Genomic DNA, 17,268 nt, shown 5'->3' with positions numbered 1-17,268 from the left:
TTGAGATTACGGGCAGGGCAGGCCTGCGTCTGTCGCACCTTCAGTCGCCGATCTGCTCCAGCAGCTCTTCGGGGATGTCGTCCGGGCACAGTTGCCCGGCTTCGTCGCCCATCAGCGCGAGGATCAGGCGCAGGCGGTTGTGAAGTTCGCTCAGGTTGCCGGGCCAGCGGTGTTTGCGCAGCAGGGCGAGGGCGTCGGGGCAGACGTACATCGGACGGTCGGGACATTCCTCGCGGACGATACCGCGCACCAGACTGTCGAAGTCGCTGCGGCGGCGCAGGGGCGGCAGGTGGACTTCGGTGCCGTGGCTGGCGACGAAGGCGCTCATGTTGAAGCGGTTTTCGTCGACCAGGACGTCCAGGTTGCGACGGGTCGTGGCAATGAGCCGCGGGCTGAGGCGCGCAGCATTTTCGAACAGGGTGCCCTGCCATGCGAGTGGCAGGGTGTCGATGTCGCTCAGATAGAGCGCACCGCCGCTGGCCTGCTGCATTGCGACTGCCAGGTCGGTGCCGATGTCGGCGCTGGAAGCGAGCGCCCGACAATCCATCTGGATCAACGGTGTTCCGGGGGCGTGTTCGTGCCAGAGCGCGCTCGCCAGGTAGTGCTTTCCGGTGCCCGTTTCACCCTCGATCAGCACCGGTCCTGTACCACTGGCCCAACGGCGGATCTGTGTCGTGGCAGCGATGACGCGAGGGTCGCCGGATGGCGTGCTGCGTGCGACGGCAACGACGCTGTCCGCGTTCGCTGCGGGCGGACTGCCTGCCCCCAGTGTCGCCGTCTTGCCGCTAGCGCGGCTTTGGCTGAAGTTGAGCGGGCAGTGGTGAAGACTGACACGCGCCGCCAGAGTCTGGCCCTGTCGGGCGCGCAGCGGGAAGGGCAGGCTCTGATCGAGCGCTGCCCAGTCGAGCAGTCTTTGCCAGGTGATGGCGAAGCAGTCTTCGCAGCTTGCGTCTGGATACTCCTGATGCAGCCTGAGCAGGTTGCGGGCGTTACGGTTGCAGGCCATCACTCGCCCGCCTTCGTCGAACACCGCAATGGCTTCGAGGGGGCTGCCGAGCAGTTCAGGGCGGTTGTGGAAGCGCACGCGAAGAAAGCCGTCGTCCATGCTCTCGACGAGGCGGTGTTCGATGATCTCGGCCGTCGTGCGCAACAGCGCATTGGAATGCGACAGATTGGCATTGGCATCGGTCGAGATGTCGAGGATGCCTGCGATGCCGCCGGTGGGCGCCAGGATGGGGATCGCGACGCAGGTCAGGAAGCGGTTGCGCTCGAGAAAATGTTCATGCCCGCGAACCGCGATGATGTCGCCAGTCGCGAGCGCCGTGCCGATGGCATTGGTGCCCATGGCGTCCTCGCTCCACGCTGCGCCGGGGCCGAGCGCGACGCGGGCGGCGCGGTCCAGAAAGCCGGTGTCTCCATTTGCACTGAGGATCAGCCCCTGATCGTCGGTCAGGAGTACGGTTGCGTCCCTGCTGTCGATCTGGCGCAGCAGGTTCTCGATGACCGGTTGCGAGAACGTCACCAGGCGGGCGTTGGACTCGAGACGGTCTGCGAGATCTGCCCGGTTCAGCGGATCGAGCGGAAGTGGCTGGTCGGTCTGCAGCCCATGCGCCTGGCTGCGCAGCCAGGAGGCGCGCAGGTTGGGAGGGAGCGCAACGGATGAGCTTGCCTTGTTCATGATGTTTTTGATGCAGGAAACGTGCCTTCCGCGAACGTTAACCCTCCTGGGTGCGGCGTGCTTGTTTCTACTGCACAAATTCTGTTGCATGCGCCTTGTGTGCGTCGATATGCAGCCTGATTCATAGGGCTGCCTGCATCGCATTTGAGCAGATGTACCCAAATTGAACACTGCGGTGGGTGACAGAAGCCCGCAGCCCGATACCGGTGCATGTGCCTCGGAAATGTGGCATGTGTCGGAAAAATATGGGGTTTTTCCAGAATTGAACGCAATGGCTCTGGGGCTGGCATGGCGTCTGCGAATAGAGCGCAACGCAACACCGCGTTATTCGCTCACCCGGAAGGAGACAAAAAATGATCTACGAAATGCCCGGCAGGCCTGGTGCCAAGGTTCAGTTCAAGGAAAAGTACGACAACTACATTGGTGGCGAGTGGGTTCCGCCGGTCAAGGGGCAGTACTTCGACAACATCACGCCGATTACCGGCGCCGTGTTCTGCAAGGCCGCCCGCTCCACCGCGGAAGACATCGAACTCGCACTGGATGCTGCGCATGCTGCTGCTGACGCCTGGGGCCGCACACCACCGGCCGAACGCGCCAACATCCTGCTGAAGATCGCGGACCGGCTCGAAGCCAACCTCGAGATCCTTGCCTATGCCGAGACCGTGGATAACGGCAAGCCGATTCGGGAGACGCTCAATGCCGACATCCCGCTGGCGGTTGATCACTTCCGTTACTTCGCCGGCTGCCTGCGCTCGCAGGAAGGCAGCCTGAGCGATCTCGACGAGAATACCGTGGCGTACCACTTCCACGAGCCGCTGGGCGTGGTGGGTCAGATCATTCCGTGGAACTTCCCCATCCTGATGGCAGCCTGGAAGCTGGCGCCTGCCATCGGCGCCGGCAACTGCGTGGTGCTCAAGCCGGCTGAATCGACGCCGGTCAGCATCCTGGTGCTGGCCGAGCTGATCGCCGATCTGCTGCCGCCGGGCGTGCTCAACGTGGTCAACGGTTTCGGTCGCGAAGCCGGCATGCCGCTGGCCAACAGCAAGCGCATTGCAAAGATCGCCTTCACCGGCTCCACCTCCACCGGCCGCGTGATCGCCCAGGCCGCTGCAAACAACCTGATTCCGGCAACGCTCGAGCTGGGCGGCAAGTCGCCCAACATCTTCTTCGCCGACATCGCCGATGCCGACGACGAGTTCTTCGACAAGGCGATCGAAGGTCTGGTGCTGTTTGCCTTCAACCAGGGCGAAGTGTGCACCTGCCCGTCGCGTGCGCTGATCCATGAGTCGATCTACGACAAGTTCATGTCGCGCGTGCTCGAGCGCGTCGCAGCCATCAAGCAGGGCAACCCGCTCGATACCGACGTGATGATGGGCGCACAGGCCTCGAAAGAGCAGCTGAGCAAGATCATGAGCTATATGGATGTGGGCCGGCAGGAAGGTGCCGAGCTGCTGATCGGTGGCGGCCGGGCGCAGCTGGAGGGCGAGCTGGGTGACGGCTACTACGTCAAGCCGACCCTGTTCAAGGGCCACAACAAGATGCGCATCTTCCAGGAAGAGATCTTCGGACCGGTGCTGGCGGTGACCACCTTCAAGACCGAAGCCGAAGCGCTCGAGCTTGCCAACGATACCCTCTACGGACTGGGTGCCGGCGTGTGGTCGCGCGACGGCAGCACTGCCTACCGCATGGGCCGCGCGATCAAGGCCGGTCGTGTGTGGACGAACTGCTATCACGCCTATCCGGCACACGCCACCTTCGGCGGATACAAGGAGTCCGGTATCGGTCGCGAGACGCACAAGATGATGCTCGACCACTATCAGCAGACCAAGAACCTGCTGGTCAGCTACGACCCGAAGAAGCTCGGCTTCTTCTGATGCAAGGCCCCGCATGCCGGCTTGGCATATGCGGGGCTGCCTGAAGTTCTCCCTCCTCATGAAAGTGAGTTCACGGGCGGCAATTGCCGCCCGCTTTTTTTGCAACGATGGAGGCCGTCATGGTCGAGAGAGTCATTGCAACCGAAGCGACGCTGGCACTGATCGACGTGCTGCGCGCCAAGCATGGTGAGCTGATCTTCCACCAGTCAGGTGGATGCTGTGACGGCAGTGCCGCCAACTGTTATCTGCCGGGCGAGCTGTGCACCGATCAGGATGTGCGCCTGGGCGAGATCGGCGGCTGTCCTTTCTATATCAGCAGCTCGCAGTACGAGTACTGGAAGCACATGCAGCTGATCATTGATGTGCTCGATACGCGTGGAGGTGGAACGTTCTCGCTGGAAGGGCCTGAAGGCAAGAGCTTTCACACCCGCTCGCGGCTGTTTACCGATGAAGAGTGGGCCGGGCTGGTGGCGGCCGGTGTTGTTTGAAATCCCGTTTCCCAACAGAGGGGTGCGGCTCGCACCCAGGCAAGGAGTGAAAACCGTGATGATCAGGACGATGGTAGTGGGGGCCGTGCTGATGGCCTCGATGTCGGCGTCGGCAATGGCTTCGATGGAGATCGTGAAGAAAGCGCGCTGCGTGGCCTGTCATGCAGTGGACAAGAAGATGGTGGGGCCGGCCTATCGCGAGGTGGCCGCGAAGTACGAGGGGCAGGCTGGCGCAGCATCCGCACTCTTTGACAAGGTGCGCCATGGTGGCTCAGGTGTTTGGGGCGCCATTCCGATGACGCCGAACGACGAAAGCAGGATCAGCGACGACAATCTGAAGGCCGCAATTGAGTGGATTCTTTCGGGCGCAAAGGATTGAGCAAGAAAAAACACCTGCTCCGGAGTGGAGCAGGTGTCTCGTTTTGGAACAGGTGTCGTATGTTTGCCTGCGACACCGTTTCCCGACTCAGTCGATCGGTTTACTGCCTGGCAGCATGCGCCCGAGAACCGGCTTCTTCTTGATGCTGTGCAACACGACGGCCGCCAGATGAATGCCGATCACCCCCATCAGCGACCACGCCAGAAAGCCGTGGCTCGCGTTGAAGAAGGCATTGATCCCTTCGTCGGGCCAGCCAGGCTTGGGGATGACGATGCCAAAGAAACGCATCGGATACTGCGTGAAGCTGGCAGACAGATAGCCAGCGAGCGGGGTCAGCACCAGCAGCAGGTAGAGCAGGTGATGCCCCGCTGCGGCAAGCTTGTGCTCGGCCCGGGAGAGCCGAAGATCGACCGGCGCAGGATGGCTGCGGCGCCATAGCAGGCGGACCGCGACGACGAGGATTGCCACGATGCCGAAGGACTTGTGCACGCCGATTGCAAAACTGCGGTCGGGGCCCTTGGGCAGATCGGCCATATACAGGCCCCAGCCGATCATGCCCAGCACCAGAACGGCATGGCCCCAGTGCAGCAGCATGGCGCCGCGACCGTAGCGTTGCGTGCTCATTTGATCTCGACGCCCCAAGGCAATTCGCCCACGGCGATCTCGCCAAGCACGGTGAGTGCCTCAGTGTCGATCACGCTGACACTGTTCGAGCGACCGTTGGCCACGTAGAGCTTCTTGCCGTCAGGCGTGATCGCCATGTTCCACGGGCGCTTGCCCACCGGCATGGTGGCAATCATGGTGTTGCTCGCGGTGTCGATGGCCATCACCGTGCCGTCACGGCCATTCGATACGAACACACGCTTGCCATCGGGCCGGATGGCGATGCCGTTGGAGAAGTTGCCGGCAGGAATTTTCGCAATGACCTTGTGGGTGGCGGTATCGATCGCATAGACGGTATTCGCCAGCTCGCAGGCGACATAGGCGCGGCTGCCGTCCGGGGTGAAACCGATGCCGCGCGGGCGCTTGCCAACCGGAATCTGCGCCACTTGTTTGCGGCTGGCGACGTCGATCACGTCGACCTGCTTGGCGTCTTCCGCACTGGCGTAAAGCCAGCGCCCGTCAGGGCTGAACACCGCGTGCTCCGGGTTTTCACCCTTCACCGGAATTTTCGCCAGCACCGCACCGTTGCTGGTGTCGATAAGTGCGACTTTGTCCTCTTCCTCAACCGCGACGGACAAATAGCGACCATCGTGCGAGGCGTGAGAGCCCTCGGGTGATTCACCAACCTTCCACTCGGCAACCTTGTTGCCTTCGGGCAAGGCCAGGACCACGACCGACTCGGTGGGCGAGTTGGTCAGATACAGCCGTGTGCCGTCTGGAGAAACGGCGATGCCGCGCGGACGTTCGCTGGGGCTGAGGGTGCGGACGACCTGATCGGTTTCGGTGTCGATGACGCTGACCGTGCCCGATTTTTCATTGGGGACATAGGCAAACGGGGCTGCGCCGGCGAGGCCGGGCGCAAGGCCTGCAAATGCCACACAGAGCAAGGTGTGACGGAGAGTGTTCTTAGGGCTGTTCTGGCGTGTTGTCATGAGTCAGATTCCTCCGGGTAGACGATGAGTGCTGCCGTTTTCACTGAAGATGCGGCCGAGTTCGCCGCTGCGCTGAAGTTCTGCCAGTGCGTCTCCTAGCGCTGCGGCAAGCGCCGGATGATCGGCTTTTACTGCCATGCCCAGCGGCCAGCCAGTCACGCGGAGCTCGGGCATCTGCAGACTGTCGATGGCAACGCCCGGTGCATCCTTGAATGCCACTTCAAGTTCGGTGCGGGTGCCGATTACGGCAGCCACTTCGCCGGCCTTCAGCCCTGCCGCTGCGAACGGAATGCTGCGGTAGTGAGTGACCTGGTCACGCAGGCGACCGTTGAGCACATGGAGCATGAAGTCGCTCCCGTGGGTGTCGAGTTCGGCGCCGATGCGCTCGCGCGTGAACACCTCGAATGCGTTGGCGGCCGACCCCGCAATGGCTGGAATGCGCGCGCTGTTGCGCGCAATCGCCATGGTTTCGAGGTGGTAGGGTGCGAAGATCGCGACCTTGTCGTTGTTGGCGGCAAAGTTGCGATCGACCGGTACGTGCAGCATCACGTCGCCCGGGCGCATGCCCAGGTAGTGGCCCTTCCACACCATGTTGCGCAGGTCGTCGCTCATGTCTTCGTCGGCCGGAAACTCGGCGAATTCAGCGCGCAGCCCGAGCCGGGCCGCCAGTGCCCTGCCCAGCGCGATATCAATGCCCTGGCCCTTGTCCGACCAGGGCGGATAGTTGGCGTAGACCGCAATGCGCAGTGCGCCAGGCTGTTGCAGTTCGAGTTCGGCTGCCGCTGCATGCGCGGGCAGCGCTGCGGCGACCAGCATCGCGCCTGCGCTCAGGAGAAAGTGTCTGCGTTCATTCTTCACGGACGGTCTCCAGCCATGCGCGAATGGACCACATCGCTTCCTGAGGCAGGATGCCCTCGAACGGCGGCATGTAAACACGTCCGCCGCGGCTGGCGCCGTCACGGATGCGCTGCATGAAGATCTCGTCGCCTTCGTCACCTTCCGGCAGGTAGCGCAGGTCCGGTGCGATGCCACCCGAGACGGCACCCAGCCCGTGGCAGCGTGCGCAGTTCTGGTTGTAGGCCGAGTCACCGATGCGGATGGCTTCCTTATCCTTGCGGTAGGGGTTGGCAGGGAGCCAGTCCTTGCCCAGGGCCTTCAGCGTGGATACATCGACAGCCTGTGGCGTTACATCACCATGCGCCCCCGCGAGGCCCGCAATGCCGGCGAGTGCAGCAGCACAGACGGCCTTGCGCAGCGTGCGGGAAATCCTCTCCTTGTTGTCCTTGTGGTCCACTTTTGTCTTCCTCCTGGCTGATTGTCGGGTTCTGCTTTTCAGGCGCTGTGTGGCCTGGTGTGCTCATGCTCTGCAAAGGCTGTGCCACTCATGGCGCTTGCTAGCACTGGCAAGGAAATTGCTGACGGAGCAGTGACTGTCCGTGAGCAGCGGTTGCTGCGCTTTGAGACAGGTGCTAAGTTTTGGAACATTCCCTGAATAAAAATCAGACAGCAGGGGATCTGGAGGAGACAAGATGACAGGTCATCCAATGACCACGAGTCCGCATGATTTGCGTGTGCTCGAAGCTCGCCGACAGTTTTTCGAGCGCGGGGACTTTCCAGAGGGCGAGGTGCCGCAGGAGGTGCTGCGTTCCTGGCTGCGTTGTCGTGACAGCGGAGTTGATTACCGTGATGACGGACGGGGTGACCCGGAAGGGCGCTGCGGACTTGCCGAGGCGCGGGAGCAGAGCGAAAGCCTGCTCAGCAATGCGGCCGGGATCATGGAGCACGTCTTCGATCAGATTCGTGCATCCGGGAGCATGGTCATTCTGGCTGATTGTCAGGGCATGATCCTGCACAGTCTGGGCGACCCGGACTTCGTCAGCAAAGCGCAGCGCGTGGCATTGCAGCCGGGATCATCCTGGCGCGAGGACGTGCGCGGGACCAATGCAATCGGCACGACGCTCATCGAGGCTGCACCGGTCGAGGTTATTGGTGCGGAGCACTTTCTTGACCGCAATGGTGTGCTGACCTGCAGCGCATCTCCGGTGTTCAACCCCTGCGGCGAAATCGCCGGCGTGCTGGACATCTCCGGCGACTACCGCAGCAACCAGCGCCACACGCTTGGGTTGGCGCGACTCGCCGCCCAGTTGCTGGAAAAGCGACTTTTCGAGTTCGAGTTCTCCCGTCACATACTGATGGCGATGCACGTCCGCCCGGAATGTGTGGGTGGGTTGCAGGAGGGATTGCTCGCAGTGTCGCCTGAGGGCCGTGTTGTCGGGGCGAATCCTGTCGCCCGCGCCTTGCTGGGCATTTCCCCCGGACCTTTGGCTGGCGGGGAGTTTAATTCTTTGTTCCGGGTGCCTTTCGGGGTGTTTCTCGATCGCTGCGTGCGCGACCCCGGCTCCATGCAGGCATTGGATTTGCGGGCGAATCAGCGTCTGTATGTACGTTTGCGGGGCAGCGTTCCGCTCTCCGCAAGCACTGTTGCCCCTGTTGCCGGTGAGCGCAGCGCAGTTGCTGCAGTTGGCGGGCGCAAGACGCCGCCCTGTGATCGGCGCAACGGGCGTGCAACGCTTGAGTGTCTGGCAACCGGCGATGCGCGCCTGCAACTCGCGCTCGACCGTGCGGCGAGGATCATGGGTAAGGACATTCCGTTGCTGGTGCAGGGCGAGTCCGGGGTGGGCAAGGAGTTGTTTGCGCGCGCTTTTCACTATTCCAGTCCGCGTCAGGACGGGCCGTTCGTTGCAGTGAACTGTGCCGCCATTCCGGAGAACCTGATCGAATCCGAACTCTTCGGTTATGTCGGCGGTGCCTTTACCGGTGCGCGGCGCGAAGGTGCCGTGGGCAAGATCCAGCAGGCGCATGGCGGCACGCTGTTTCTCGACGAGATCGGTGACATGCCTCTGGCGATGCAGGCACGTCTGCTGCGGGTGCTTCAGGAGCGCTGCGTGACGCCGGTGGGCGCTCAACGCAATGTGCCGGTCGATATCACCCTTGTGTGTGCGACCCACCGGGTGCTGCGGGATTCTGTGCGTAACGGCAGCTTCCGCGAGGATCTCTACTACAGGGTGAATGGCCTTACCGTCACCCTGCCACCCCTGCGCGACCGCAGTGACATCCGCTCGATCGTCGCCATCATTCTGGCGTCCGAAGTCGAGGCCGCACGTGGCGAGGTGACGATCAGCGAACAGGTGCTCGACTTCTTCGAGCGCTACCCCTGGCCGGGCAATGTGCGTCAGTTGCAAAACGTGATCCGGGTCGCAGTGGCGTTGCTGGATGAAGACGAGTACGAGATTCTGCCACTGCACCTGCCTGAGGAATTGTTCGGTTCCGACCCGATGGACGATGCCGAGAGCGGGCAGGCCAGCGCGGAGGTTGCGTCCTCGCCGGCCCCTGCGGTAATGCCCGCGCAAGGCAAGGCTGGTCGGAGTCTGGACGAGATCGAGCTTGATGTGATTTCCCGCGTGATGCTCGAAGAGGGTGGCAACGTGTCGGCCGCAGCACGCCGCCTCGGTATCAGCCGCAACACCCTGTATCGCAAGATCGGCCGCATGAAATAAGGCTGCGTTACGGGCTGTCTAATCCATTAGTACTAGGGGTTTTCCTGCGCTTGTCCCGTCCCGGGTCGGGCGTATCCTCGAAGGCAGGTATGAAGTGTGCTTCATAGGGAGTGCTTCATCACTGTCATAACAATGCATTTCGGAGGAGAAGGTCGATGTGGAAATCACTTCATATTGATCCCGCAAAGTGTACCGGCTGTCTGCAGTGTGAGATGGCCTGCTCTTATGAGCACACCGGGGTCTTTAATCCCAGCAAATCACGGATCAAGGTATTCAACTTCGAGGCCGAGGGGCGCAAGGTGCCGTACACCTGTACTCAGTGCACCGAAGCCTGGTGCCTGAACGCCTGTCCGGTCGATGCGATCCGAATCGACCTTGCCACCGGCGCAAAGATGGTGTTCGAAGACACCTGTGTCGGCTGCAAGGTGTGCACGATTGCCTGCCCCTTCGGCACGATCAATTACAACCAGGATTCGGGCAAGGTGCAGAAGTGCGACCTGTGCGATGGCAATCCTGCCTGTGCCGAGGCCTGTCCGACGGCGGCGATCACCTACATCGACGCCGACTGGACCGGGCTGGACAAGATGCGCACCTGGGCCGCCAAGGCCAATACGCCGACCACCGCTGCCTGAAGGAGGAGAAACCATGGGCTGGAACAGAAAAGTCCTGCGTGTCGATCTGACTGCGGGCACATGCAAGGAAGAGCCGCTGAACATGAAGTGGGCCCAGGAATATCTGGGTTCGCGCGGTCTGGCTACCAAGTACCTGGTATCGGAAATCGATCCCAAGGTCGATCCGCTGTCACCCGACAACAAGATGATCATGGCTACCGGTCCGCTGACCGGCACCATGGCATCGACCGGCGGGCGCTATACGGTGGTGACCAAGGGGCCGCTGACCGGGGCCATCGCGTGCTCGAATTCGGGCGGCTACTTTGGCGCCGAGCTCAAGTTTGCCGGCTGGGACATGATCATCTTCGAGGGCAAGTCGCCCAAGCCGGTCTATCTCTTCATCGAGAACGACAAGGCCGAGCTGCGCGACGCCGGACATCTCTGGGGCCGCAGTTGCTGGGAAACCGAAGAAACGATCAAGCACGAGCTGCAGGACCCGCTGGTGCGGGTGTCTTCGATTGGCTTGGCGGGCGAGAACGAAGTCATGTTCGCCTGCGTGGTGAATGACTTGCACCGCGCAGCAGGGCGCTCCGGCGTGGGCGCGGTGATGGGCTCGAAGAACCTCAAGGCGGTCGCGCTGCGCGGCACCAAGGGCGTGTCCGGCATTCACGACTTCAAGGCCTTCATGAAGGCGACCACCGACGCCAAGAAGGTGCTGGCGGATAACGCGGTGACCGGCCAGGGGCTGCCCAAGTACGGCACCCAGGTGCTGATGAACGTGATCAACGAGATGGGGGCGCTGCCGACGCGCAACCACCGCGACGTGCAGTTCGAGGACGCAGGCAAGATCTCCGCCGAGGCGATGCACGAGAAGCGCGAGAGCGACGGCAAGCCGCAGCTGGTGACCAATGCCGCGTGTTTCGGCTGCACCATTGCCTGCGGACGAATTTCGGAGATCGACAAGGGCCACTTCACCGTCAAGAACAGTCCCAAGTACTGGGGTGCGTCCGGCGGTCTGGAGTACGAGGCCGCCTGGGCACTGGGCGCAGCCAACGGCGTGGGCGATATCGAGGCCCTGCAGTACGCCAACATGATCTGCAACGAGCAGGGCATGGACCCGATCTCCTTCGGTGCGACCGTGGGTGCGGTGATGGAGCTGTACGACATGGGCGTGCTCGATTCGGCCAAGATCGGCATCGATTCGCCCTTCGGCTCTGCCGAGGCGCTGGCGAAGCTGGTGGAGATGACGGCAAATGGCGAGGGCTTTGGCAAGGAGATCGGCCTCGGCTCCAAGCGCCTGTGCGAAAAGTACGGTCATCCCGAGCTGTCGATGAGCGTGAAGGGCCAGGAATTCCCGGCCTACGATTCGCGCGGCATCCAGGGCATGGGCCTGGCCTACGCCACCTCGAACCGCGGCGCCTGCCATTTGCGCGGCTACACCGTGGCTTCCGAAGTGCTCGGCATTCCGGTCAAGACCGATCCGCTCACCACCGAGGGCAAACCGGAGTTGGTCAAGGCTTTCCAGGATGCCACCGCGGTGTTCGACTCTGCCGGTATCTGCGTCTTCACCAGCTTTGCGTGGACCCTGGCCGATGTGCAGCCCCAGCTCGACGCCGCCTGCGAGGGCGACTGGAGCATGGACAAGCTCAACGAGGTGGGCGAGCGCATCTGGAACATGGAGCGTGAGTTCAACAACGCCGCCGGCTTTACCTCCAAGGACGACAACCTGCCGCCGCGCCTGACCACCGAACCGGCCAAGACCGGTCCGGCCAAGGGCCTGGTCAATGGGCTGGCGACCATGCTGCCGGAGTACTACAAGGTGCGTGGCTGGACGCCGGACGGTGTGCCGACCGCGGAGACCAAGGCTCGTCTGGGCCTGTAATCGCGCTGGTCGAACTTGCAATGATCGCGGGCGCTTTGCGCAAGGGCGCCCGCGGCTGAGCATCGAGGATGCCTGATGAAACACCTGATACTCGGTAACGGCCCCGCTGGTGTGGTGGCCGCCGAAACCCTGCGCCGCGCCGCGCCGCAGGACGAGATCGTGCTGGTTGGGAACGAGGACTCACCGCCGTATTCGCGCATGGCGATTCCCTACCTGCTGGAAGAGAACATCGACGAGAAGGGCACTTGGCTGCGCAAAGCGCCGGGCCACTTCGAGCAGCTGCGCATCCGCGAACTGCGCGGGCGGGCCGTGGCGCTCGACACCGAGAAGCAGCGCATGCTGTTTTTCGACGGCCATTTCGAGGACTACGACCGTCTCCTGATCGCGACCGGTTCGCACCCGGTGCGCCCGCCGATTCCGGGCGTCGACCTGCCCGAGGTGCAGACCTGCTGGACCCTGGAGGATGCGCGTGCGATCGCCGCACACGCGAAGCCCGGTGCGCGGGTGCTGCAGCTGGGCGCCGGCTTCATCGGCTGCATCATCATGGAGGCGCTGGCCAAGCGCGGTGTAGAGTTGACCGTCGTGGAGATGGGCGACCGCATGGTGCCGCGCATGATGACGCCGAAAGCGGGCGGCATGATCAAGGAGTGGGTCGAGAACAAGGGTGTGAAGGTGGTCACCTCGGCCGGGGTCAATCGCATTGACTGCGGTGCGGGCTCACCTCTGACGGTGAGCCTGAGCACGGGTGCCAAGATCGACTGCGATCTGGTGATCGTTGCCGCGGGCGTGGCGCCGAACGTCGCCTTCCTTGAGGGAACGGGCGTGCATGTGGCCAAGGGCGTGCTGGTGGACGACCATCTGGAAACCAGCGTGAAAGGTATCTACGCAGCGGGTGACGTCGCCGAGGCACCGGACGTGTTTACCGGCGCCCACCTCGTCGCCGCGATTCAGCCCAACGCTGCCGATCAGGCGCGCGTGGCCGCGCTCAACATGGCGGGACGGGACAACTGCCTCAACGGCGTGCTCGCCATCAACGTGCTCGATACCCTGGGCCTGATCTCGACCTCGTTCGGACAATGGTGGGGTGAGGCGGCGGACAAGGGCGGTGAGGGCGTCGAGCATGTGGATGAAATGCGCAGTCGCTACCTCAGCCTGCAGTTCAAGGACGATGTACTGATCGGTGCCACATCGATCGGGCTGACCGAGCATGTCGGTGCCCTGCGCGGCCTGATTCACGGGCAGGTCAAACTCGGGAAGTGGAAAGAGCGCCTGCTTGAGACACCGTTGCAGTTCGTCGATGCCTATGTCGCAACGTCGCAGCCGATGGCGCTGGCAAGGTGAGGGCGCAAGTTACGATGAAAGTCGCGTTCAAACTGTTTGCTTCGCTGTCCGATTATCTTCCCGCCGATCGCAAGGGCAACAGGCTTGAGCTCGACGTGGAGGAGGGGACGACGGTGGCAGACCTGATCCGCCGCTACAACGTGCCCGAGCGCAGCGCGCATCTGGTGCTGGTCAATGGTGTCTTCATTCCGCCGTCCGAGCGCATCCGTCACCGTCTGCAGCCGAGTGACGAACTGGCGATCTGGCCGCCGATCGCCGGCGGCTGAGGATGGCCTTCATCAATGGTCCGGTGCCGGAGATCGTCGAGCGTCTGGTGACGGCGACACCGGCGGAGTTCGAGCGCGACCTGCGTGCCGCATGGGCAGACGTGAGCCGTCCGGCGCAGGGGCGCTTGCTGCTTGTCGATGGCGAGCAGCGCCTGAGGCTGGAACTGCTCGTGTTGCCGGTGCGAAAGCTGGGCCTTTTCGAGCTGCCTCAGCTGCAGGTCAGATATTGCTTTGAAGGCGGTGACGAGCCGGCGCGGCGCAGCTGGCTCGCCAGGCTCGATCGTTCGATGCAGAAGGGTGGCGGCTGACAGCGTGTAATCGAGGGCGGCCACACCGGAACAGCCCCCAGGGCCGCCCTAGATCACGGCAGGTCGCGCGGATTCGGGTATTCTCCCCGCGATGTCGATGTTCACCTCCACCTTTGCCGATGCACTGGCCCTGCTCGCGACTTTCGACGCGCGAGTGGGCGAAATCGTCTGGCTGTCGCTGAAGGTCAGCGGAGGCGCGGTCATGCTGGGCACGCTCATCGGCCTTCCGCTCGGTGCCTGTCTGGCCGTCGGGCGTTTCCCCGGCAAGCATGCCGCCTCGGTACTCATCAACGGCATGATGGGCCTGCCCTCGGTCGTGGTGGGCGTGGTGGTCTATCTGTTTCTGTCGCGCTCAGGGCCGCTCGGCGACTTCGGCCTGCTCTACACCCCGGCTGCAATGGTGGTCGCGCAAACCCTGCTGGTGATCCCGCTGATGGCTGCGATTGCGCGCCAGGTGGTGGAGGATGTGTGGCAACGCTACGCCGAAGAGCTGCAGGTCATGTGCTTCAGCTGGTGGCAAAGCGTGACCACGCTGCTGTACGACTGTCGCCACTCCCTGATGGTCGCGGTGCTCGCGGGCCTTGGCCGCGCCATGAGCGAGGTGGGCGCGGTAATGATCGTCGGTGGCAACATCGACCGCTCGACCCGGGTGATGACGACGGCCATTGCGCTGGAAACCAGCAAGGGTGACCTGCCGCTGGCCATTGCGCTCGGTGTGGTGCTGATCCTGCTCATTCTCGCGCTCAACGCCTTTGCCTTCCTGCTGCGGCAGTGGGCGATGCGACGCTACGACTGACCGAGGTCCGATGTTCCCTGTCCGTATCGACAATCTGCGCTTTTCACCCAACGGACATGCCGTGCTCGACGGCATCGATCTGCAGCTCGGCAGCGAGGGCATCACGCTCTTGCTTGGTCCCAACGGAGCGGGCAAGAGCATGTTGCTGCGCGTGCTGTGCGGCCTGGTCGAACCCAGCGGCGGGACAATCGACTGGGGCGGTGGTGTGCGTCCGGCGCGGGGAGTGATGATGGTGTTCCAGCATCCGATGATGTTGCGTGCCACGGTGCTGGAGAACGTTGCGCTCGGACTCAAGCCGCTCGGCGTGTCTGCGGCCGAGCGCCAGCGCAGGGCGATGGCCGTGCTCGAGCGCATCGGGCTCGCACATCGCGCCGGTGACAGCGCGCGCCAGTTGTCGGGCGGGGAGAAGCAACGGCTGGCGCTTGCGCGCGCCTGGCTGACCCGCCCGCGCCTGCTGCTGCTCGACGAACCCACCGCCAGCCTCGATCCGTCGGCAACGGCGGAAGTCGAGCGCATCATCCGCGAGATCCGTACCGACGGCACCCGCATCCTGATGGTCACCCACAACCTCGGACAGGCTACCCGGCTGGGGGATGACATCGTCTTTCTGTCCGCCGGCAAGGTGTGCGAACACACGCCGACGCAGCGCTTCTTCTCTCGCCCTGCATCGGACGAGGCCAGACTCTTCATCCAGGGCGAACTGCCCTGGCGCATGACTTTCTGATCGGGCGCCTGCGTCACTGCGGGGAACTCGAGCATGCTCATCGGGTCTTGAGTGCACCCGTTTCATCGAGCCCGAGACATCATGAATGCAGATCAGCAGAAAGCCGTCCTGACCATCGCCCTGATGGCCGCCTTTGCAGATGGCGCGAACGACGAGCAGGAGCGTGAACAGATTCGCGGCATCGCCGAATCGCTGAGCGGAGAAGCCGGTGCGGCCGATCTGCGCGGTCTATACCAGCAGGTCTTGCTCAAGCGCGTCAGCCTGGACGATGCGGTCGCCGCGCTGGGCGAGCCGACCCACCGGCAGCTTGCATACGAGATGGCCGTTTGCGTGTGCGATGCAGACGGTCACACCAGTCCGGCCGAGCGTGCCTTCCTCGATGCGCTCGCGGCCGCGCTGGGTCTGGGGCGGGCGGTGACAGCGCCGGTCGACCAGCAGGGTGAGGAAATGGCCGACCTGATCGATGCGGCAGCGCCGATGGCGCCAGCGGGCGCGGCTGCCGGTCAGGAAGTCCCGCGCGCTGCATCGAACCCGGCGGCGGACGCCGAGATGGACCGCAGTATTCTCAACTACGCGATTCTGAACGGGGCGCTCGAGCTTCTGCCGCAGTCGTGGGCCTCGATGGCGATCATTCCGCTGCAGATCAAGATGGTCTATGGCATCGGAAAGACCTATGGGCACGAACTCGACCAGGGCCATATCCGCGAACTGCTGGCCACGATGGGCGTTGGCCTGACCTCGCAGTATCTCGAACAGTTCGGGCGCAAGCTGCTTGGCGGGCTGCTGGGCAAGGTCGGGGGCGGCTTGGGGCGCCAGCTCGGCAAGTCTGCGACCAGCGTCGCTTTCTCTTTCGCCACCACCTATGCGCTCGGTCAGGTGGCGCGGCGCTACTACGGCGGCGGGCGGCAGATGAGTACCGAACTGCTGCGCGACACGTTCCAGAATCTGCTGGGACCGGCCAAGGAGATGCAGGCGCGTTATCTGCCGCAGATCCAGGAGCGGGCGGGTTCGCTCGATGCGGGCCAGATCATGTCCATGGTGCGCGGGCGCTGAGGCTGTTCGCGCCGGGGGAAGGTCGGGCCTGACGGATGTCAGGCCCTTGTCGGATCAGACCCGCAGCAGCGCCTTGCACAGCCGCTCGGAGAACTGGTCTTCGGTGAACTGCGGCTCGTTGGGCGGATAGAGTTCGACTTCGTCGATCGGGAAGCCGCTGTCGCGCGCGAGTGCGAGCAGTTCCCTGACTTTCTGACAGGCCTTCAGCTGTTCGCCGAGGGCCGCATCAGCGCGGGCTTTGTCCGAAAAGGCCTTGATATCCTTGATTGCCATGATTTCCCTGCGTGATCATTCCAGATTTAAACTAGGGCGTGGCGCCTGCACCACGCCTGACCTTTGAAGCAAAACTGCATCCGGCGTGAACGCAATTCCGGTGCCTGTCTTGGTCTGGTCTTGATCAACAGAATGAATTCAGAGGCTTACGCTGTTTCCTGGGCGACTTTTAGCGGCACGCATTGTCGGCTTTCGCCCCTTGTGCCGCGCAATGAAGGTTTTGCGCCCAAGCGGCTTCAGCTGCCAGAAACCCAGTGCCCCGACTTGCCGCCGAGCTTTTCCATCAGCTGGATGCCTTCCATGCGCATGCCGCGATCCATCGCCTTGTACATGTCGTAGATGGTGAGCAGGGCGGTGCTAATGTTGTTTTATAACAATCGCTTAGTTTGTTGCGCTTCTTTCGATTTCGCCCAATTCGGTTGGTCAATTTGAACAGCGTTTGG

At 63.0% G+C, this 17,268-nt stretch carries 18 protein-coding genes and 1 pseudogene; 12 read left to right on the top strand and 7 right to left on the bottom strand.

Features of this window, described 5'->3' with window-relative positions; translation table 11 throughout:
* Nucleotides 1-40 precede the first annotated feature (40 nt).
* A complete protein-coding gene (locus CEW87_RS22060; RefSeq protein ID WP_108976752.1) occupies nucleotides 41-1,678 on the bottom strand; it encodes a sigma-54-dependent Fis family transcriptional regulator in 1,638 nt (545 codons plus the stop codon).
* Between the two features lie 353 nt (nucleotides 1,679-2,031).
* Between CEW87_RS22060 and adh the strand changes: the two genes are divergently transcribed.
* From adh to CEW87_RS22045, 3 genes are all read left to right on the top strand, one after another.
* Entirely contained in the window at nucleotides 2,032-3,552 is a 1,521-nt protein-coding gene (gene adh, locus CEW87_RS22055; protein WP_108976750.1) for an aldehyde dehydrogenase, read from the top strand.
* Nucleotides 3,553-3,671: 119 nt separating this feature from the next.
* On the top strand, nucleotides 3,672-4,040 hold the full coding sequence (locus CEW87_RS22050; protein ID WP_108976748.1) for a DUF779 domain-containing protein: 369 nt from the start codon (nucleotides 3,672-3,674) through the stop codon (nucleotides 4,038-4,040).
* Nucleotides 4,041-4,098: 58 nt separating this feature from the next.
* Nucleotides 4,099-4,419, top strand: a complete 321-nt coding sequence (locus tag CEW87_RS22045; protein WP_234421618.1) for a c-type cytochrome — start codon at nucleotides 4,099-4,101, stop codon at nucleotides 4,417-4,419.
* A gap of 87 nt (nucleotides 4,420-4,506) precedes the next feature.
* On the opposite strand, the gene CEW87_RS22040 is transcribed toward CEW87_RS22045, so the two are convergent.
* From CEW87_RS22040 to pedF, 4 genes are read right to left on the bottom strand one after another with little or no spacing between them, the layout of a single operon-like run.
* Nucleotides 4,507-5,043 (bottom strand): cytochrome b, encoded by a 537-nt coding sequence (locus tag CEW87_RS22040; protein WP_108976746.1) that lies wholly within the window; start codon nucleotides 5,041-5,043, stop codon nucleotides 4,507-4,509.
* Nucleotides 5,040-6,014 (bottom strand): beta-propeller fold lactonase family protein, encoded by a 975-nt coding sequence (locus CEW87_RS22035; RefSeq protein WP_108976744.1) that lies wholly within the window; start codon nucleotides 6,012-6,014, stop codon nucleotides 5,040-5,042. Before CEW87_RS22035 ends, CEW87_RS22040 begins: the two co-directional genes overlap by 4 nt.
* 3 nt (nucleotides 6,015-6,017) lie before the next feature.
* The gene (locus CEW87_RS22030; RefSeq protein WP_108976742.1) at nucleotides 6,018-6,872 is read right to left on the bottom strand and encodes a substrate-binding periplasmic protein; all 855 of its coding nucleotides are present in this window, start codon (nucleotides 6,870-6,872) and stop codon (nucleotides 6,018-6,020) included.
* Nucleotides 6,862-7,308 (bottom strand): cytochrome c-550 PedF, encoded by a 447-nt coding sequence (gene pedF / locus CEW87_RS22025; protein WP_108976740.1) that lies wholly within the window; start codon nucleotides 7,306-7,308, stop codon nucleotides 6,862-6,864. Before pedF ends, CEW87_RS22030 begins: the two co-directional genes overlap by 11 nt.
* Nucleotides 7,309-7,543: 235 nt before the next feature.
* Between pedF and CEW87_RS22020 the strand changes: the two genes are divergently transcribed.
* The 9 genes from CEW87_RS22020 (at nucleotide 7,544) to CEW87_RS21980 (ending at nucleotide 16,552) form a co-directional block, all read left to right on the top strand.
* Entirely contained in the window at nucleotides 7,544-9,571 is a 2,028-nt protein-coding gene (locus CEW87_RS22020; RefSeq protein ID WP_108976738.1) for a sigma-54-dependent Fis family transcriptional regulator, read from the top strand.
* Nucleotides 9,572-9,726: 155 nt separating this feature from the next.
* Nucleotides 9,727-10,203, top strand: a complete 477-nt coding sequence (locus CEW87_RS22015) for a 4Fe-4S dicluster domain-containing protein (RefSeq protein ID WP_108976736.1) — start codon at nucleotides 9,727-9,729, stop codon at nucleotides 10,201-10,203.
* A 13-nt stretch (nucleotides 10,204-10,216) separates the two neighbouring features.
* Nucleotides 10,217-12,064, top strand: a complete 1,848-nt coding sequence (locus CEW87_RS22010) for an aldehyde ferredoxin oxidoreductase family protein (protein WP_108976735.1) — start codon at nucleotides 10,217-10,219, stop codon at nucleotides 12,062-12,064.
* 75 nt (nucleotides 12,065-12,139) lie between these two features.
* The gene (locus CEW87_RS22005; protein ID WP_108976733.1) at nucleotides 12,140-13,405 is read left to right on the top strand and encodes an NAD(P)/FAD-dependent oxidoreductase; all 1,266 of its coding nucleotides are present in this window, start codon (nucleotides 12,140-12,142) and stop codon (nucleotides 13,403-13,405) included.
* 14 nt (nucleotides 13,406-13,419) lie between these two features.
* The gene (locus CEW87_RS22000) at nucleotides 13,420-13,671 is read left to right on the top strand and encodes a MoaD/ThiS family protein (protein WP_108976731.1); all 252 of its coding nucleotides are present in this window, start codon (nucleotides 13,420-13,422) and stop codon (nucleotides 13,669-13,671) included.
* A 2-nt stretch (nucleotides 13,672-13,673) separates the two neighbouring features.
* Nucleotides 13,674-13,979, top strand: a complete 306-nt coding sequence (locus CEW87_RS21995) for a hypothetical protein (protein WP_108976729.1) — start codon at nucleotides 13,674-13,676, stop codon at nucleotides 13,977-13,979.
* A 91-nt stretch (nucleotides 13,980-14,070) separates the two neighbouring features.
* Complete coding sequence (locus CEW87_RS21990; RefSeq protein ID WP_108976727.1) at nucleotides 14,071-14,775, top strand: ABC transporter permease; 705 nt, start codon at nucleotides 14,071-14,073, stop codon at nucleotides 14,773-14,775.
* A 10-nt stretch (nucleotides 14,776-14,785) separates the two neighbouring features.
* Nucleotides 14,786-15,499 carry a phosphate ABC transporter ATP-binding protein gene (locus tag CEW87_RS21985; RefSeq protein ID WP_108976725.1) on the top strand — a complete coding sequence of 238 codons (714 nt, stop codon included), beginning with the start codon at nucleotides 14,786-14,788 and terminating at the stop codon, nucleotides 15,497-15,499.
* An 81-nt stretch (nucleotides 15,500-15,580) separates the two neighbouring features.
* Nucleotides 15,581-16,552: a YcjF family protein gene (locus tag CEW87_RS21980; RefSeq protein ID WP_108976723.1), complete on the top strand. Its 972-nt coding sequence runs from the start codon at nucleotides 15,581-15,583 to the stop codon at nucleotides 16,550-16,552.
* Nucleotides 16,553-16,606: 54 nt separating this feature from the next.
* Here CEW87_RS21980 and CEW87_RS21975 read toward each other — a convergent pair whose 3' ends face one another.
* Both CEW87_RS21975 and CEW87_RS21970 read right to left on the bottom strand, forming a co-directional pair.
* Complete coding sequence (locus tag CEW87_RS21975; RefSeq protein WP_108949073.1) at nucleotides 16,607-16,825, bottom strand: Nif11-like leader peptide family natural product precursor; 219 nt, start codon at nucleotides 16,823-16,825, stop codon at nucleotides 16,607-16,609.
* A gap of 236 nt (nucleotides 16,826-17,061) precedes the next feature.
* Nucleotides 17,062-17,187, bottom strand: a pseudogene (locus tag CEW87_RS21970) (cyclic pyranopterin monophosphate synthase MoaC); the annotation flags it as partial.
* Between the last annotated feature and the right edge of the window lie 81 nt (nucleotides 17,188-17,268).

Origin of the sequence: Parazoarcus communis (genome assembly GCF_003111665.1) — a bacterium.
GTDB lineage: Bacteria > Pseudomonadota > Gammaproteobacteria > Burkholderiales > Rhodocyclaceae > Parazoarcus > Parazoarcus communis_B.
Note: the sequence above shows the minus strand (reverse complement) of the source record. Positions and strands in the feature narration are given on the sequence as shown.

What these genes read in the sequence shown, in the direction of transcription:
- CEW87_RS22060 (WP_108976752.1), bottom strand. Translation starts at nt 1,678, where the DNA reads ATGAACAAGGCAAGCTCATCCGTTGCGCTCCCTCCCAACCTGCGCGCC.
- adh (WP_108976750.1), top strand. Translation starts at nt 2,032, where the DNA reads ATGATCTACGAAATGCCCGGCAGGCCTGGTGCCAAGGTTCAGTTCAAG.
- CEW87_RS22050 (WP_108976748.1), top strand. Translation starts at nt 3,672, where the DNA reads ATGGTCGAGAGAGTCATTGCAACCGAAGCGACGCTGGCACTGATCGAC.
- CEW87_RS22045 (WP_234421618.1), top strand. Translation starts at nt 4,099, where the DNA reads ATGATCAGGACGATGGTAGTGGGGGCCGTGCTGATGGCCTCGATGTCG.
- CEW87_RS22040 (WP_108976746.1), bottom strand. Translation starts at nt 5,043, where the DNA reads ATGAGCACGCAACGCTACGGTCGCGGCGCCATGCTGCTGCACTGGGGC.
- CEW87_RS22035 (WP_108976744.1), bottom strand. Translation starts at nt 6,014, where the DNA reads ATGACAACACGCCAGAACAGCCCTAAGAACACTCTCCGTCACACCTTG.
- CEW87_RS22020 (WP_108976738.1), top strand. Translation starts at nt 7,544, where the DNA reads ATGACAGGTCATCCAATGACCACGAGTCCGCATGATTTGCGTGTGCTC.
- CEW87_RS22015 (WP_108976736.1), top strand. Translation starts at nt 9,727, where the DNA reads ATGTGGAAATCACTTCATATTGATCCCGCAAAGTGTACCGGCTGTCTG.
- CEW87_RS22010 (WP_108976735.1), top strand. Translation starts at nt 10,217, where the DNA reads ATGGGCTGGAACAGAAAAGTCCTGCGTGTCGATCTGACTGCGGGCACA.
- CEW87_RS22005 (WP_108976733.1), top strand. Translation starts at nt 12,140, where the DNA reads ATGAAACACCTGATACTCGGTAACGGCCCCGCTGGTGTGGTGGCCGCC.
- CEW87_RS22000 (WP_108976731.1), top strand. Translation starts at nt 13,420, where the DNA reads ATGAAAGTCGCGTTCAAACTGTTTGCTTCGCTGTCCGATTATCTTCCC.
- CEW87_RS21995 (WP_108976729.1), top strand. Translation starts at nt 13,674, where the DNA reads ATGGCCTTCATCAATGGTCCGGTGCCGGAGATCGTCGAGCGTCTGGTG.
- CEW87_RS21990 (WP_108976727.1), top strand. Translation starts at nt 14,071, where the DNA reads ATGTCGATGTTCACCTCCACCTTTGCCGATGCACTGGCCCTGCTCGCG.
- CEW87_RS21985 (WP_108976725.1), top strand. Translation starts at nt 14,786, where the DNA reads ATGTTCCCTGTCCGTATCGACAATCTGCGCTTTTCACCCAACGGACAT.
- CEW87_RS21980 (WP_108976723.1), top strand. Translation starts at nt 15,581, where the DNA reads ATGAATGCAGATCAGCAGAAAGCCGTCCTGACCATCGCCCTGATGGCC.
- CEW87_RS21975 (WP_108949073.1), bottom strand. Translation starts at nt 16,825, where the DNA reads ATGGCAATCAAGGATATCAAGGCCTTTTCGGACAAAGCCCGCGCTGAT.